General features: G+C 50.8%; 13 protein-coding genes. 1 reads left to right on the top strand and 12 read right to left on the bottom strand.

The genetic code is table 11. The features are described 5' to 3' along the window. Positions 1 to 69: 69 nt before the first annotated feature. From F566_RS37405 to F566_RS0125030, 4 genes are all read right to left on the bottom strand, one after another. Positions 70 to 579: a DMT family transporter gene (locus F566_RS37405; RefSeq protein WP_020409786.1), complete on the bottom strand. Its 510-nt coding sequence runs from the start codon at positions 577 to 579 to the stop codon at positions 70 to 72. Next, positions 539 to 943 (bottom strand): DMT family transporter, encoded by a 405-nt coding sequence (locus F566_RS37400; protein ID WP_211210705.1) that lies wholly within the window; start codon positions 941 to 943, stop codon positions 539 to 541. Before F566_RS37400 ends, F566_RS37405 begins: the two co-directional genes overlap by 41 nt. Positions 944 to 1142: 199 nt before the next feature. Then, the gene (locus F566_RS37990; protein WP_020409784.1) at positions 1143 to 1673 is read right to left on the bottom strand and encodes a methylated-DNA--[protein]-cysteine S-methyltransferase; all 531 of its coding nucleotides are present in this window, start codon (positions 1671 to 1673) and stop codon (positions 1143 to 1145) included. Positions 1674 to 1723: 50 nt separating this feature from the next. Continuing rightward, positions 1724 to 3196, bottom strand: a complete 1473-nt coding sequence (locus F566_RS0125030) for a DNA-3-methyladenine glycosylase 2 family protein (RefSeq protein ID WP_033416885.1) — start codon at positions 3194 to 3196, stop codon at positions 1724 to 1726. Positions 3197 to 3492: 296 nt separating this feature from the next. On the opposite strand from F566_RS0125030, the gene F566_RS0125025 reads away from it, so the two are divergent. Further along, positions 3493 to 6207, top strand: a complete 2715-nt coding sequence (locus F566_RS0125025) for an ATP-binding protein (protein WP_020409782.1) — start codon at positions 3493 to 3495, stop codon at positions 6205 to 6207. On the opposite strand, the gene hemN is transcribed toward F566_RS0125025, so the two are convergent. The 8 genes from hemN to F566_RS0124985 all read right to left on the bottom strand — a co-directional run bounded on the left by hemN (position 6200) and on the right by F566_RS0124985 (position 14654). Continuing rightward, complete coding sequence (hemN, locus tag F566_RS0125020; RefSeq protein WP_020409781.1) at positions 6200 to 7603, bottom strand: oxygen-independent coproporphyrinogen III oxidase; 1404 nt, start codon at positions 7601 to 7603, stop codon at positions 6200 to 6202. The two genes, F566_RS0125025 and hemN, sit on opposite strands and share 8 nt — an antisense overlap. A gap of 199 nt (positions 7604 to 7802) precedes the next feature. Further along, complete coding sequence (locus F566_RS33965) at positions 7803 to 8642, bottom strand: sulfite exporter TauE/SafE family protein (RefSeq protein WP_020409780.1); 840 nt, start codon at positions 8640 to 8642, stop codon at positions 7803 to 7805. Continuing rightward, positions 8639 to 8923: a cbb3-type cytochrome oxidase assembly protein CcoS gene (ccoS, locus tag F566_RS36470; protein WP_020409779.1), complete on the bottom strand. Its 285-nt coding sequence runs from the start codon at positions 8921 to 8923 to the stop codon at positions 8639 to 8641. Before ccoS ends, F566_RS33965 begins: the two co-directional genes overlap by 4 nt. A 19-nt stretch (positions 8924 to 8942) precedes the next feature. Beyond that, positions 8943 to 11390, bottom strand: a complete 2448-nt coding sequence (locus F566_RS0125005; RefSeq protein ID WP_245555301.1) for a heavy metal translocating P-type ATPase — start codon at positions 11388 to 11390, stop codon at positions 8943 to 8945. Beyond that, positions 11368 to 11880 (bottom strand): FixH family protein, encoded by a 513-nt coding sequence (locus tag F566_RS0125000; protein ID WP_020409777.1) that lies wholly within the window; start codon positions 11878 to 11880, stop codon positions 11368 to 11370. The genes F566_RS0125005 and F566_RS0125000 overlap by 23 nt, the downstream gene beginning before the upstream one ends. Before the next feature lie 115 nt (positions 11881 to 11995). Then, positions 11996 to 13429, bottom strand: coding sequence for a cytochrome c oxidase accessory protein CcoG (ccoG, locus tag F566_RS0124995; RefSeq protein ID WP_020409776.1), 1434 nt, complete (start codon positions 13427 to 13429; stop codon positions 11996 to 11998). A 146-nt stretch (positions 13430 to 13575) separates the two neighbouring features. After that, positions 13576 to 14475, bottom strand: coding sequence for a cytochrome-c oxidase, cbb3-type subunit III (gene ccoP, locus F566_RS0124990; protein ID WP_020409775.1), 900 nt, complete (start codon positions 14473 to 14475; stop codon positions 13576 to 13578). A 2-nt stretch (positions 14476 to 14477) separates the two neighbouring features. Next, on the bottom strand, positions 14478 to 14654 hold the full coding sequence (locus tag F566_RS0124985) for a CcoQ/FixQ family Cbb3-type cytochrome c oxidase assembly chaperone (protein WP_020409774.1): 177 nt from the start codon (positions 14652 to 14654) through the stop codon (positions 14478 to 14480). Positions 14655 to 14658 lie beyond the last annotated feature (4 nt).

Here is a 14658-nt window from a genome sequence, read left to right as displayed (position 1 = left end):
TCATAATGAGAGACTAGAATTAGAACTCTGGGGAACTATAAGTAGAGCCAGAAAGCAGCAAGGGTTAATTTAACCGATCGATCTTATTTTGGCGGGAGTAATCAGTCCGATGGTAAAGGCAGTGCCTATCAGAATAACGAGGCAACCAACCATCATGTAGGTTGTCACCTGTTCAGCCAGGAACAGATATCCCCAGAGCATGGCAAATACCGGCACCAGAAATGTCACAGAAACCGTGCGAGTAGGGCCAATGCGTGAGATCAGTCCATAAAACAGAATGTAGGCGAAGGCTGTACACACTGAGCCCAGCGCGGTCACAGACAGCCAGGCAGTGCTTGAAACAGGCTGAGATGGCCAGTAGTACCAGGCCAGCGGTAACATGGCAATGGCTGCAGTAGCCTGACTCATAGTGGCAAGGACCATCGGGTGGACACCGGTCAGGTAGCGCTTGGTGTAGTTGGCTGAAATACCATAACTCATCGTTGCCAGAGTGCAGGCGATAATGGCCAGTGTTGGACCGGAAAAGTTAAGCTCGCCTTTACCGAGCACCAGAATAAACACACCCGCAAAGCCAAGCATGATACCGCCGGTCTGCCAGCGGGTTCAGCCAGATAACGCCGACAATAGCGCTCCATAAGGGGACACTGGAATTGAGCAGGGAGGTGTATCCGGCGCTGACGTGGACAGTGGCAAAACCCAATAAAGTAAAGGGGAGGGCAGAGTTAGTAATACCAAGGACAACGAAATGAGGCAACTTCTTCCATTCAATTTTGTCCCGGTAGTACCAGATTAAGAATGGCAACAGACACATTGCGGCGATGCCAATTCTAAGTTGGATCATGACAATAGGGCCAAAATCCGGTACGGATACACGCATGAATAGGAAGGACGCTCCCCAGATAGAAGCCAGGAAGGTTAACGTCAGGCTGTCTTTTGCTGTCACCTTGAAAATCTCACTCTTGGATGCACATGCTATCAATGAATGTCTTTATCAATAGGCAATCTATCAGTAGGTAGAGGGTCGTCCGATAGATCGTTTTTTGCCTTAACGGCTTGTTGGTTGCTTCTAATGTTGATAGTTTCTATTGGTAAATATCAGCCAGATTGTTGTTTAGTCAGGCTGACGATAGTTACTTTTCAGATCAGAGCAAAGACTGAGAGAAGGCTCCCTCAAGTTCCAGTAATGCATGTTTTCTGTCCAGTCCACCGGCGTAACCTGTTAAAGACCGATTTTTGCCGATCACCCGGTGGCAGGGAATAATAACGGAAATTGGATTCTTACCGATTGCCGCTGCCACGGCGCGGGTTGCTGACGGATGATGCAGTTCAACAGCAAGATCACTATAGATCCAGGTGGTGCCGGGCTGTATGCGTAGTAGTACCTGCCAGACCTGTTGTTGAAAATCGGTGCCTTTCGGAGTCAGAGAAAGTTCTTCCATAGAGGGGAAGTCTTCTCCGGGTTGGCGATGAAAATAACGCAGGAGCCAGCTATGTGTCTGTTCCAGCACATGGTGATGGCCAGGTTCCCAGCCTTCGGTCAGAACCGGGAAATATTTCTGGCCATGGAAATAGCAGCCTGTCAGTCCCTGGCCATCAGTCACCAGCCTGATTCTTCCAAGGGGAGAGTCTATATCCTGGTAAAGGCGCTGTTGTAGATCCGATTTTGTATTCATTCTGTTTTGCCTGAGTAAATCACGACTTTAGTGGTTCTGGTTCCCGGTTATCAGTTAGCCAACTGGCGCCAAAGGTACATGGTCATATAGCTGCGCCATGGACGCCACTGGTCTGACATGGTTTTTGCTTCGGGCGTTTTTATTTCTCTCCCGTGGCGTTGGGAAAGTGCTTTCAGCACTCCAACGTCACCAGCGGGAAAAGCATCTGTCCAACCCAGGCCGCGCATGGCGATATACTGTGCTGTCCACTCGCCAATCCCTTTGATTTCAAGCAACTGCTGGATCTGGGTGTCTGTGTGTAGTCCTGGTTCCAGGAGCATGGAGTCCTCGAAATTTTTTTCTGCCAGCAGTCTTATTGCCTGAGCTCGTTGACGAATGATGCCCAATGAAGCGATCTGATCAATTGAGATATCCGGGATGTCGGATGGTGCAGGAAAAGCTCTGTTTAACTCGGGAAATGGCGTATCAATGGGAGTCCCAAATGCCTCAGTGAACTGTCCTAGCTTTTTGATGGCCGCTGCCACGGTAATTTGTTGGCCAAGAATCGCGCGGACGCCAGTTTCAAAACCTGAAAAGCAGCCTGGTACACGCAAGCCTTCCTCCCATTCCTCCACGGTTTCGGATTTCTCCTGAAAAAATGTCGCCGTTTCTAGTGGATTGTTGGATAAATCCAGAAAGTGATGAATACGGTTTTTTAGCCAGCTTAGCTGGGGAAGCAGGGAAAGTGACAAGGTGATGCCAAATCGGGTCTTTTTTGGTAAGTGGCGTATCTCGAGCCATCCCTGAAGGATTGTTCCGTTACCATCGATAAAACGCAGGGTGCGGCGATAGCTATGCTCATCCACGTTTTCAACGCCGGTAATCAGGCGTGGTTTCAGGAAGTCCCGGAATGCTTCCCAGGCAAAGGGAGCCCGGTAAGCCAGTTCGAGGTAAATGGATTCCTCTACATGGTTGCCATGCTTTCCTGGCTGGCGTTTAAAAGCAGATGGAGCCTGGCGATAGGTTTCCTTGAAGGCGCTGTTAAATCGTCTGATGCTGTTAAATCCGGCTGCCAGCGCAATGTCGCTAATGCTTAGACCTGAGTCCAGCAGAAGATGCCGGGCCAGCAGTAAACGCCTGGAGTGGTTGTATTCCAGCGGGCTGACGCCGAAGGCTGTATTAAAAATCTTCCTCAGGTAGCGATCGCTGATCCCCAGCCTGGCCGCCAACTGGTTGGTGGAATGTTCCTGTAATGCCCCTTTATCAATCATCTCTTTGGCCGTCTGGGCAAGAGTATTGCCACTATCCAAAGGGGCGAGCCCAGGTGCCAGCTCTGGCCGACAACGCAGGCAGGGGCGATAGCCCGCTTTTTCGGCCGCTGCGGCGCTGGTGAAATAGTGGGTATTGATCTGCTTGGGCGTTTTCACTCGGCAAACAGGTCGACAATAGATACCGGTGGAAGAAACGCCGACGAAAAATCTTCCATCGAACCTTGAATCGCGGCTGAGAAGCGCTGAATAACATGTGTTGTGATCTAGTTTCATGGAGGCATCATAGCCTGAAGTCAGATGATAATCTCGCCAGAATCGGAACTGGATTTTGCCTGGGTCATTCAAGTATCTATTTCAAGTATTGAGCGATCGGGTTGCGTAATTAATCGCTTGGGTCGACAGGAAAATATTCGATCCGGGTCTAAACTAATAGCATGCCGATTCACGTGGCAGATAAGAAGTTAATACCCGCATGATCGATAGACAGGGATGCTGTTAAATGTTTACACAAAGACGTGACAGGAATCTTCATTTAATAAAAGTCTCATTCATTTGATAAGAGTCTTGCAATGACCGAGTCGGAAACGACACGACCTCCGCAGAATTCGTGGATATTACTGACTGCCGTTGTCTATTTCGTGACCGGGCGTCTGGGTTTGGCTTTCGCGGCGGACAGTGCTTATGCCACAGCTGTCTGGATTCCTTCCGGTATCGCGCTGGCTGCGGTATTGATCGGAGGTTATCGGCAAGGTTTCGGGATCTGGCTTGGATCTTTTCTTGTCAATTACACAGTGACGCTGGAAAACTCCAACACCGGAGTGGCTCTGGATCAGGTGGCATTACTTTCTCTGATTGGCGTGGGGGCCGCGATTCAGGCGATGCTGAGTCGTTATCTGGTGATGCGGTATGGTCGCTATCCTAATACGCTCTCCGATCTGTATCTCATATTTCTGTTTATCATACTAACGGGACCTGTAAGCTGTTTGGTGAGTGCCACGGTTGGGTGTACGGCTCTGACGACAGCGGGTTTGATGCCTGTAGAATCTTTTCCCCAGAACTGGGCGGTCTGGTGGTTGGGCGATTCGATTGGTGCGGCTATCTTCGGACCTTTGATTTTGGTTTGGGCTCTTCGCCCGGTGAGCATGTGGAAGTCCCGACGTTTGGTGGTGTCGCTGACGCTGGTGATTACCTTTATTCTGGCTACTGTAGGTTTCTACTACGCCCGAAGTTCCGAAGAAAACAACGCACGGCTGCGCCTTGAAACGGAAGCTTCTGCCATGGTGATTACTTTTGAGCAGTCCATGAAAGCGCAGATCGGGGTTCTTGAAACCGTGGGGAGACATCTGGGATTGCTGCAAAGAAGTTCCCGTGGTGCTTTTGAGGTGCAGGTTGGATGGTTACTGGATCGCTATGACAACCTTCAGGCGTTGTCCTGGAATCCTGTGGTTAACTCCCGTTTACGGGAGTACGTGGAGTTTGTCCTGCAGCGAGACTATGGCGTGGACACTGGCATTAGAAAACGAGTTGACGGCCGTCTGGTACCTTCAAGGGATGAAGTTGCAGTTCCGGTGCAGTTCATAATGCCCTACAAGGGCAACGAGAATGCTCTGGGGTATGATACCGCCGCGAACCCGGTACGAAAGGCGGCTCTGGAAAAAGCGTCGAAAATAATGAAGCCGGTGATTACCGAAAGGATCAATCTCGTTCAAGACGATGGAAAGCAGCCGGGAATTCTGATCTTTTTTCCCAAGTTCAGTGGTGACAGTGTCGAGGCTGAAGGCTATTTCACGGCGGTGACTAAAATTGGTCAATTGCTTGAACAATTCTTTGAAAGCCAGGGCTTCAGTGGATTCTATGTTCGTGTTCTGGATACAGAGGAAACCGGCAAGGAATCCGAAGTGTTATACCAGTCTAAAATCACTCAACTGGGCAAATTCGAACCTCTGCCGGTAAAGGAAAGCGACGTCTTTGAATCTGAAGTGCTGTGGAAGATCCCGATTACTGTGGCGGATCGGGAATGGGTATTTGTGGTGGCCCCCACACGTGACAACTATATCAGTCGTCTTTCTCTAAGTGCCTGGCTGGTTTATGTGCTGGGATTATTGTTTTCGGTGATGAGTGGTATGGTAGCGCTGTTCTTCACCGGCAGGACTGTGGCACTTGAAACGATCGTTCGGCAGCGGACAACGGCTCTGAGAGACTCCGAAAATTCATTGAAAGCCATAGTGGATAATACGCCTGACGCCTTGCTCGTAGTTGATGTCGAGGGCGTCATTGTTCAGGCGAACCGATCAGCGGAATCAATATTTCTCAGAGCAATGGATGAGTTGGTGGGGGCGGAAATCAGTCAGTTGATTCCCTCTCTGGAAGGAAAAAATTTCCATCTCAGGTTGGAGGACTTGCAGAGTGGTGCTGGAAATGTGATGGAGAGCTTTGGCGTGCGCCGAAACGGCGCGCAGATAGCGGTCGACATTTCTGTATCTGACTATGGGCTTGAAAACCAGCTATATCATTTGGTGATGGTGAGGGATATTACGGAGCGAGCTGAAATTGACCGTATTAAGGACGAGTTTATTTCAACGGTCAGTCATGAGTTGCGCACGCCGCTTACAGCAATCAAGGGTGCACTAAGCCTTATAAAAGTTCAGCCGATACAGTGGGATGACAAGTCTTACAATCTGGTGGACATTGCTGAGCGCAACAGTCAGCGGCTGCTGGAGCTGGTTAATCGAATACTGGACTTCAAGAAAATCACAGAGGGGGACTTCATGCTCAGATGTGCCTGTATTCCGGTTCATGATTGGTTAAACGACATTTGTCGCACTCACCAGACTTTTGCTAACCAGTATCATGTGGAATTTGTGTTGGATCATGTTGATGATGATCTCGTGCTCTGGGGGGATGGTGAGTATCTGACCCAGGTGATGGTGAATCTGATGTCAAATGCCGCAAAGTTTTCCAAACCCGACACTCAGGTCCATATTCACGCTTCCAGGCAGGGGGATTGCATTCGAATTGAGGTTTGCGATACCGGGCCGGGGATTCCCGAGGAGTTTTCTGAAAAAATCTTTGGACGTTTCTCCCAGGCGGACTCTTCTTCCACTAGATCCAAAGATGGTTCGGGCCTTGGTTTGAATATCTCCAAGGCAATTGTCGAAAAGCATGGTGGCAGTATCCACTACCAGAATCGTGAGTCTGGCGGATGTATTTTCTACTTCGATATCCCGCAGGCACCGGTGAGTGCCTGCCAGCAAATTCCTGAGGTATCTTCTGATCCTAGATGATTCTTGAGAAACTGGTGGTTTTCTCAATGCGGTAGTGGTCAAACACTTTACAGATTCCCCTGATGAGTAGACGACCGGAAGGATGAATCCGCAGATGTTCCCCTTCGGCGTCACTGCCGAATTGAACCAAGCCGTCTTCCTCCATGTTTTTCAGTTCATGAAGCTCCCGCTGGAAATATTCCCGGAACGAAATGCCGTAACGGGATTCAATGGGACTGAAATGGAGTTTGAAATTGCAGATCAGCTCCATAATGATTTCCCGTCTTAGAACATCGTCATCATTCAGAGTGACCCCACGATGAACCGGTAATTTACCCTGTGCGAGAATGTCGCTATAGCCTGGGATGTCATAGACATTCTGATAGTAAGTACGGTCCAGCATGCTGATGCTGGAGACACCCATCGCAATCAGGTCGCAATCACCTCTGGTGGTATAGCCCTGGAAGTTCCGGTGCAGATGTCCCTCGGATTGTGCAACGGCCAATTCGTCTTCAGGTTTGGCGAAATGGTCCATGCCTATAAATCGGTAGTCTTGCCGGATGAGCTGGTCAACGGTGTTTCGCAGGATGCTGAGTTTCTGCTGTGGCGTCGGCAGGGTGGCACCATCAATTCGGCGTTGCGGTTTGAAACGCTCTGGCATGTGGGCGTAGTTGAATACGGAAAGGCGGTCAGGTGAAAAGTCGATAATCTTTTCCACCGTACTGGCGAAACTGGCTTCGTTCTGGAACGGCAAACCGTAGATCAAGTCAATGTTGATAGACCTGAAGCCGAGTTCTCTAGCCTTGTTCAGCACATGCAGGGTCAGCTCTTCACTCTGGATACGATTAACTGCTTTTTGCACTTTGGGATCAAAGTCCTGAACACCCAGGCTGATTCGGTTGAAGCCGATCTCTCTCAAGACGGTCAGGATTTCGTCATCGGCTTCGCGAGGGTCAATTTCGATGGAGTAATCGCCTCTATCATCTGGCAGCAATTGGAACAATTCCCTTGTACGTCCCATCAATTCCCGCATTTGCGCCGGGCTGAGAAAAGTCGGAGTACCGCCGCCCCAGTGCAACTGCTCCACTGGACGTGCCAGGCCATCCTGGGTCCGTGAAAACATCGCGGCCTGGAGAGTCATTTCCCGGTAAAGTTCGTCCAGATAAGGCTGTGCCTGCTCGCGTCGCTTGGTGACAATTTTATTGCATGCGCAGTAGTAGCAAAGCCTGGCGCAAAATGGTACATGGAAGTACAGCGACAGCGGTCTACCGGTAAGCCGGGAAACGCTCGCAGCATCAAATACTTCCTGATGACTGAATCCTGGCTGAAACTCCATGGCTGTGGGGTAAGACGTGTATCGGGGACCTTGCAAATCATATTTTCGAATCAGTTGCTCATTCCAGTAAATATTGTCCACGACGACGCCCCCTCCCACAGGATGCTTTATCAGAAAATAAGAGGGAGTGTAGTGGTTTAATGAGTGACGGGCCTTGATGTGTATCAACAGGCCTTGTTAAAGATCGGTTGTAAGTGATTTTAGGTCATTCTGAGGGAAGAGCAGATTCCCCAGCAAATGCGTCGACCTGTTAGAATACCTGGAGTATTACTGGTTTTCTCTAGTGCGCTGAATGGTTTGTATCGGGAGAGGTTAATTGGGAGTGAAGGGCGCCATGGTCAGGTTGGCCGGTCACCAGCTTGGACCAGCTTACAGGTAGACTCCACAATCCGAAGATTATCAGGCCCACGGCAAAGATGCGTCTGACGGAAAGTCGGCTGAGCCAGCGCCGCAAATGATAGGCGAACAATCCTGCAGCAAGCATGCTGGGAAGCGTTCCCAGTCCGAAACCAAACATTAGTAGTGCGGCCATATTTGGACTGGCAGAACTCATGGCCCAAGCCAAAGAGCTGTATACCAGACCGCAAGGTAACCAACCCCAGATCATGCCGAGCAAGAACCCTGAACTTTTTCCCGGTCGATGGCGAAGCCGTTCGGATAGGGGCGACAGCTTTTGCCAAAGACGCGAACCCAGTTTTTCGATATGGACCAATCCCGCCCACCACTGACCGACATACAGCCCCATCATGATCAACAAAATGCCCGCCATTGATCGAAGTACAATCAAGGTCGTCATATTTAACGCAAGCGCTGCGCCAATGCCGCCTGCGAGGAAACCAATGATGGTATAGCTTGTCAGGCGGCCACAGTTAAACACCAGCAGAGGGCCAATAAGACCGTTTCGGCCAGTATCCGTCGCAGTGGTCGCAATGGTGGCGCTACTTGTTGCTGTCGACTTTATCCCGGTTTCTGTCCCGGATTCTGCCTTGGTGCCACGCGGCTGGTTGTCCAGGTTAAATGAATGCGCGCTGGCGATGCCACCGCACATTCCCAGACAATGACCGCTACCCATCAGACCAATCAGGACAGCAGAAAGGAACAAAGCGACATCGGCAATCACGAAGACTTTTCCTGCCGATCGGATGGAGTCTCATTTGAATCTGGTGATTCTGTGCCAGGAGACAAAGAGTCGGGTGGTAAATCAGGTGTTGAGTCGTCTGCTGACGGGTCAGTTGATGGCTTGTCTGTAGGCACCATGTGCTTGTCATCGTCAAACAGAATGCTATGGGCGGGACCTTTTAAATCATCATACTGGCCGGACTTAACTGCCCAACGGAATATCAGTACGGCAATGGTAAGCAGTAGAATTGATAGTGGGATCAGGACAAAAAGTATTTGCATGAATGGCTGACAGCCTCCGTCACTGGCTGGTTTTTAGTCTGGAGTCAGACAGTCTAAGGGCGTTAAGTACCACGATCAATGAACTCGCCGACATACCAATAGCGGCCGCCCAGGGGGCAATAAAACCTGAGGCCGCAAGTGGTAGTGCGACCAGATTATAGATTAAAGCCCAGCCAATATTCTGGCGAATGATCCGAAACGTTTTGCGGGCTTTCTGTTGAGCAAATACCAACGTGTTCAGATCAGGATTGAGGATAACCGCATCCGCCTTTATCTGGGTTAGATCAGAGGCATTCTGCATTGCGATGGACAGGTGAGAGCCTGCCATTGCAGGAACGTCGTTGATGCCGTCTCCGACCATGACAACCGTATCTCCGGCCTGTTGCCACTCTCTTGCCTTCTCAAGTTTCTGCTCTGGCGTCAGCCCCTTGAAGACATCCGTGATGCCGACAGATGAGGCGATGGTTTCCACGTGAGAGGAGCTGTCTCCGGTTAAAATACTGAGCTTGATTCCCTGTTCGCGAAATCTGTCAGTGGCCGTCAGAGCGCCGTTTCTCAATGAATCTGACAGATGAAAAACCGCCAGCAACGACTGTTGATCGCTCAGATAGACAAGTTGATATTGGTCCGCGGGAGTGTCTGCCTGGTCCTCCTGATGCAAGGAGGAGTGTAATGAAAACTGGGCATTACCAAGGCGGTACTGTTGTCCGGATATTTCGCCTGACACCCCCTGACCGGATATATGGGCGATGTTGTCGGCCGGTGCTTTGGCATAACGCCTGAATGCCCGGGCGATCGGGTGTGGGCTGTCCCACTCCAGGGCGCCTGCCAGTGCCAGAAGTTGTTCTTCCGAAAAATCGCTGTGGTTATCGACTCTGACAACGCTGAGCTCACCCTGGGTCAGGGTGCCAGTCTTATCGAATACCACTCGGGTGGCTTTGGCGAGCGTTTCCAGCACATGGCCGCGGCTGAGGATGAACCCGGATTGCCGCAAAGCGGTAGTGGCAACTGTCAGAGCGGTAGGAGTGGCCAGAGAGAGCGCGCACGGACAGGTGACGACCAGTACCGCCAGAGTAATTGCGAAGGCATGGTCTGGGTCAATCTGCCACCAGATCAGGCCGACAGTGCAGGCGGTAATCAATACGCCGGCGACAAAATAGCTGGCGATACGATCAGCCAGGGTGGACAGGCGAGGGCGATCCTGAAGGGCTCGGTCAACCAGACGATTAATCGTGGATAGGTGAGAATCCTGATCCAATGCGTCGACCCGTACTGTAATGGTGTTTTCGATATTGACACTGCCCGAGAGAACCTTCTCTCCAACCTGTCCAGGCTGCGGAAGAAACTCTCCTGTCAATGCGGCATTGTTAACCTTCGTGCTCCCTTTCACAATGGTTCCGTCTACCGGTATGAAATCACCTGGTTTCAGTTGGATCAGATCATTGACCTGAAGATCCTCCATGGGGACCATTTCAATGGTGTTTTCCTGCTCGTTGACAACGCGATGGATGAAAACAGGGGCTTTGTTTTGCAGTGCAGTATTGGTTCTTGCGGCATTAATCCTTGCCAGGCTTTCGAGATAGCGTCCCAATAGAAGAAAAAACGTAAACATGCAGACGGAGTCGTAATAGACCTCCGGCCCGCCAAATAACGTTATCCAGACACTGGATAGATAGGCAATGGCAATCGCGATAGCGACTGGAACGTCCATCGTCAGGTGCCTGACTCTGAGATCGCGGTATGCTGCTGTAAAGAAAGGCTGAGCCGAGTACAGGACGACTGGGAGGGCAACCAGCAGGCTGATATACCGGAACAGATCGATCATTTCCCGAGTATCGTCCAGCAACCCAAAGTAAGAGGGAACGGCCAGCATCATGTTCTGCATCATCCCGATGCCGGCGATACCAAGACGAATCAACATTTTTTTCTGCTGATCCTGGAGTTGTTTTTCTTCCTGGCTGGCAGAAAAGGGGTAAGCGGTGAATCCGATGGATTTGATTGCTTTCAGTATCCGGCTCAACGGGACTTGCTCAGGGTTCCACACGAGCTCTGCCCGATGAGTGGTCAAATTGACCCAGAACTCATCGATACCGGAAAGCTTACGAACATATTGTTCCAACAACCATACGCAGGCTGCGCAGGTGATGCCTTCTATGGAAAGCTGTATCCGCTGCTTGTCCTGATCTATCCGACTGGAAAGGCGTTGCAGTACTTCAGGACGATCAAAAACAGCAAGCTTTTCCTCTTCTTCCCCGGAGATGTCATCGGGTTGCTCCAGTTCGCCGTCACGGAACTGATAAAACTGCTCCAGCCCTCCATCCAGGACCAGTCTGGCAACTGCCTGGCAGCCGTGGCAGCAGACAGGCCTGGTTTCGCCATTGACCTCAATCTTGATATCAATGTCTGGGGGAACCGGATTGTGACAATGGAAGCAACGTAAAGCGTCATTCATTCGTTTGGCTGACACTCGGTTCCAGTAGGATGGAGTCTTCTCTGGGGAGCCAGGATTCGCCCTTCAGGCGCCAGACGTCGTTCTGATCTGATAATTGGAGATAGCGTTTACCTTCGATAGCCTGAGAGTAGGAGCCTCTGAAATGGTCTCCATTGGGGACCAGCATAATATCCAGATCATTATCGGCCAGTGTGGGATGCAGCAGACGAAGTTTCAATAACTGTCCGGCTGGCACAGTTGCTGGGTCTGAGAGTGTCACACTGATGGTTTGATCTGAAATCTGCAGGCTTGCTGTCAATCCCATATCATAGGCTTTCTGGTCTCTCTGCAGCTCCTGGTTGATCATCAGGCCATCTTTGTAATAGTCGTCCCGCACCAGGCTGTCTTTACCGCTGACGGCCATCGTAATCATAAATATGCCGAATAGTATTGAAGATCCCGGGATGGCAATCAGCAGCCAGACCCATTTCTCTTTATACCAGGGAGCGCTTTGTATCTCTGTCATTGGTTTCTCGTCAGAAAGTCATATGGAAGCCTTATGGCGGGTAATGGGAGATCGTTTGACCATTACCCTGACCAGAACAGGCACATCCCGCTATTGTACGGGAAGTGCCCTCAGCCTAGAAACGAATTGGGGCAGGGCCGAGGAAGCGGCTTTCCGATTCGTCACTTATATCTTCAACATCCAGCGCCTGGACCTTGAAGGTAATATCGTGATTGCGGTCTGTCATGGAGTCTGGTGGAACCTCTACGGCGAGGGGAACGGTCATCAACTCAGAGGGTTGCAGGGTGTAATCCGTTTTACCGTTAATCGCCAGATTATCCAGTCCGGAGACGCTGACACTGAAAGTGCGGACGTCATTTGACATATTCATAATGCTGAGAGTGTAGGAATTCTCTACAAACCCTTTACTATTGGTGGTGAACAGGGCGCCACGGTCGCGGATGACATCAAGCTCTACCGGATTTCTGGTGCCGAGTTTGACGGCGAATGCGGAAATAATCACCAGCAGCATGACCCCATATCCAATGGTCCGTGGGCGCAGTAAACTGGCGCTTTTTCCTTCGAGGTTGTTTTCTGTGGTGTAACTGATCAACCCCTTGGGATACTGCAATTTATCCATGATGGAGTCACAGGCATCTATGCAGAGGGCGCAGCCAATGCACTCGTATTGTAGTCCGTCGCGAATATCAATGCCGGTGGGGCAGACCTGTACGCACATCCCACAGTCGATGCAATCTCCCAATCCCTGTTGTTTGGGGTCAACACTGCGTTTGCGACTGCCTCTGGGTTCGCCGCGGTTAGGATCGTAAGAAACAATCATGGTGTTACGATCAAACATGACAGACTGAAAACGGGCATAGGGGCACATGTACAGGCAGACCTGTTCACGCATCCAGCCGGCATTCAGATATGTGGCGACGGTGAAGAAAGCAATCCAGAAGTAAGCCCAGCCGGAGGTGGCGCTGATACTGAAAAAGTCTGGTACCAGTTCCCGGATCGGATAGAAGTAGCCGACGAAAGTGAGGCCGGTCGCAAAAGCCACGAATAGCCAGGCAGCATGTTTGGCACCTTTCTTGAGTAACTTCTGCGAGCTCATCGGAGCCTGATCCAGCTTGATACGCTGGTTGCGGCTTCCCTCGATTTTTTCTTCCAGCCACATGAAAATAAATGTCCAGACGGTTTGCGGACAGGTGTATCCACACCATACTCGCCCAAACAGCGTGGTGACAAAGAAGAGGCCAAACGCACAGATGATCAGCAGCCAGGACAGGAGGACGAAATCCTGTGGCCAGAAGGTCGTGCCGAAAATGTGAAACTGACGGTTGGGGAGATCAAAGAGAACCAACTGCTGGCCATCAACACTAATCCAGCAGAAGAGGAAGTACATCCCCATCAGCATCCACAGTGAAACGGTTCTGATTTTCTGGAAAAAGCCGGTGATTTCTTTGACGTATATTTTTTTTCGACTTTCGTATAGCTCGACCGCTTTGGGCTTATAAACAGCCGCCGAGTCATGATCAAGGTTCTGAACCGGGATCTTGTCGCTCATAGGGGGCTCTCATCACAATCACTTTAGCGCTGCCCACCTGTCTGGAGAGTCTTTGGGAACCCCCGCTAAACAGCGCTAAAACGACTGGAGAAGGGCGGCCGGGCCGCCCTTTCTTCTGGAATCTTGGTGGATTCCTAAGATGTGTATTACTGCTTTTCCTCTTTGGACAAGCTGTATACGTAGGCGGCAACCAAATGGATACGTTCATCGCCCAGAGTTTGCTTGAAGCTTGGCATGACACCATTACGGCCAGCTTTCAGCGTCATTTCCACTGCTTGCTGAGTTCCGCCGTACAGCCAGATGCCATCTGTCAGGTTGGGAGCACCCAGGGCATGATTGCCTTTACCGTCAGCGCCGTGGCAGGCAACGCAGTTAGCCTGGAACAGAGCGGCACCAGCCTCAGCTTTATTCGCGTCGATGTTCTGCTGACCACTCAGGCTGCGAACGTAGTGCGCCAAATCCTTAACGCCTTCTACACCTACAATGCTTTCCCATGCCGGCATGGCTGCATTTCGACCGTTGGTAATGGTTTCCTTGATCTTGTCAGGGCTTCCACCGTACAACCAGTCATTGTCAGTCAGGTTAGGGAACCCGAATGCGCCGTGAGCGGCAGATCCGTGGCATACGGCACAGTTGTTCAGGAACAGCCGTTTCCCCATGATCAGAGCGTCGTCATTCTGGACCAGCTCTTCAATGGGCGTCGCTGCCAGTTCTGCATATATCGGGTCATACTTGGCTTTGGCTGCTGCAACCTCATCTTCCCACTGACCGGTAGATGTCCAGCCGAAGTAGCCTTTATAGCTGCCCAGGCCAGGGTAGAGGGCCAAATAAACCAAGCCGAATACGATGGTCAGCAGGAAAAGCCAGAGCCACCACTTGGGCATGGGGTTGTCATACTCTTCGATGCCATCGAAGGTGTGTCCCATGGTTTCTTCTGTTTCTGTATGAAAACGCTGGCTTTTGCGTGTCGCCCAAAGAAGCCAGGCACATCCGAATATTGATCCGAGTACGATAAAGCTTATCCACCCGGTCCAGAAACTATTCATCGTTATTTAGTCTCCGTCTCATTTAACGTTTTTTTGTCCGTTTCTTCGTCGGCAAATGGGAGATTGGCAGCTTCATCGAAAGTCTTCTTCCGTTTACTGCTGTATGCCCAGATAACCAGACCGATAAAGGTCACCATCAAAAGGATGGTGATGATGCCGCGGACAGTATTGATATCCATTGCT

It is taken from the genome of Hahella ganghwensis DSM 17046, from assembly GCF_000376785.1.
Taxonomy (GTDB): domain Bacteria; phylum Pseudomonadota; class Gammaproteobacteria; order Pseudomonadales; family Oleiphilaceae; genus Hahella; species Hahella ganghwensis.
This window is presented reverse-complemented; position numbering and strand designations above follow the sequence as displayed.

What these genes read in the sequence shown, in the direction of transcription:
- F566_RS37405 (WP_020409786.1), bottom strand. Translation starts at nt 579, where the DNA reads ATGCTTGGCTTTGCGGGTGTGTTTATTCTGGTGCTCGGTAAAGGCGAG.
- F566_RS37990 (WP_020409784.1), bottom strand. Translation starts at nt 1,673, where the DNA reads ATGAATACAAAATCGGATCTACAACAGCGCCTTTACCAGGATATAGAC.
- F566_RS0125030 (WP_033416885.1), bottom strand. Translation starts at nt 3,196, where the DNA reads ATGAAACTAGATCACAACACATGTTATTCAGCGCTTCTCAGCCGCGAT.
- F566_RS0125025 (WP_020409782.1), top strand. Translation starts at nt 3,493, where the DNA reads ATGACCGAGTCGGAAACGACACGACCTCCGCAGAATTCGTGGATATTA.
- ccoS (WP_020409779.1), bottom strand. Translation starts at nt 8,923, where the DNA reads ATGCAAATACTTTTTGTCCTGATCCCACTATCAATTCTACTGCTTACC.
- F566_RS0125000 (WP_020409777.1), bottom strand. Translation starts at nt 11,880, where the DNA reads ATGACAGAGATACAAAGCGCTCCCTGGTATAAAGAGAAATGGGTCTGG.
- ccoG (WP_020409776.1), bottom strand. Translation starts at nt 13,429, where the DNA reads ATGAGCGACAAGATCCCGGTTCAGAACCTTGATCATGACTCGGCGGCT.
- ccoP (WP_020409775.1), bottom strand. Translation starts at nt 14,475, where the DNA reads ATGAATAGTTTCTGGACCGGGTGGATAAGCTTTATCGTACTCGGATCA.
- F566_RS0124985 (WP_020409774.1), bottom strand. Translation starts at nt 14,654, where the DNA reads ATGGATATCAATACTGTCCGCGGCATCATCACCATCCTTTTGATGGTG.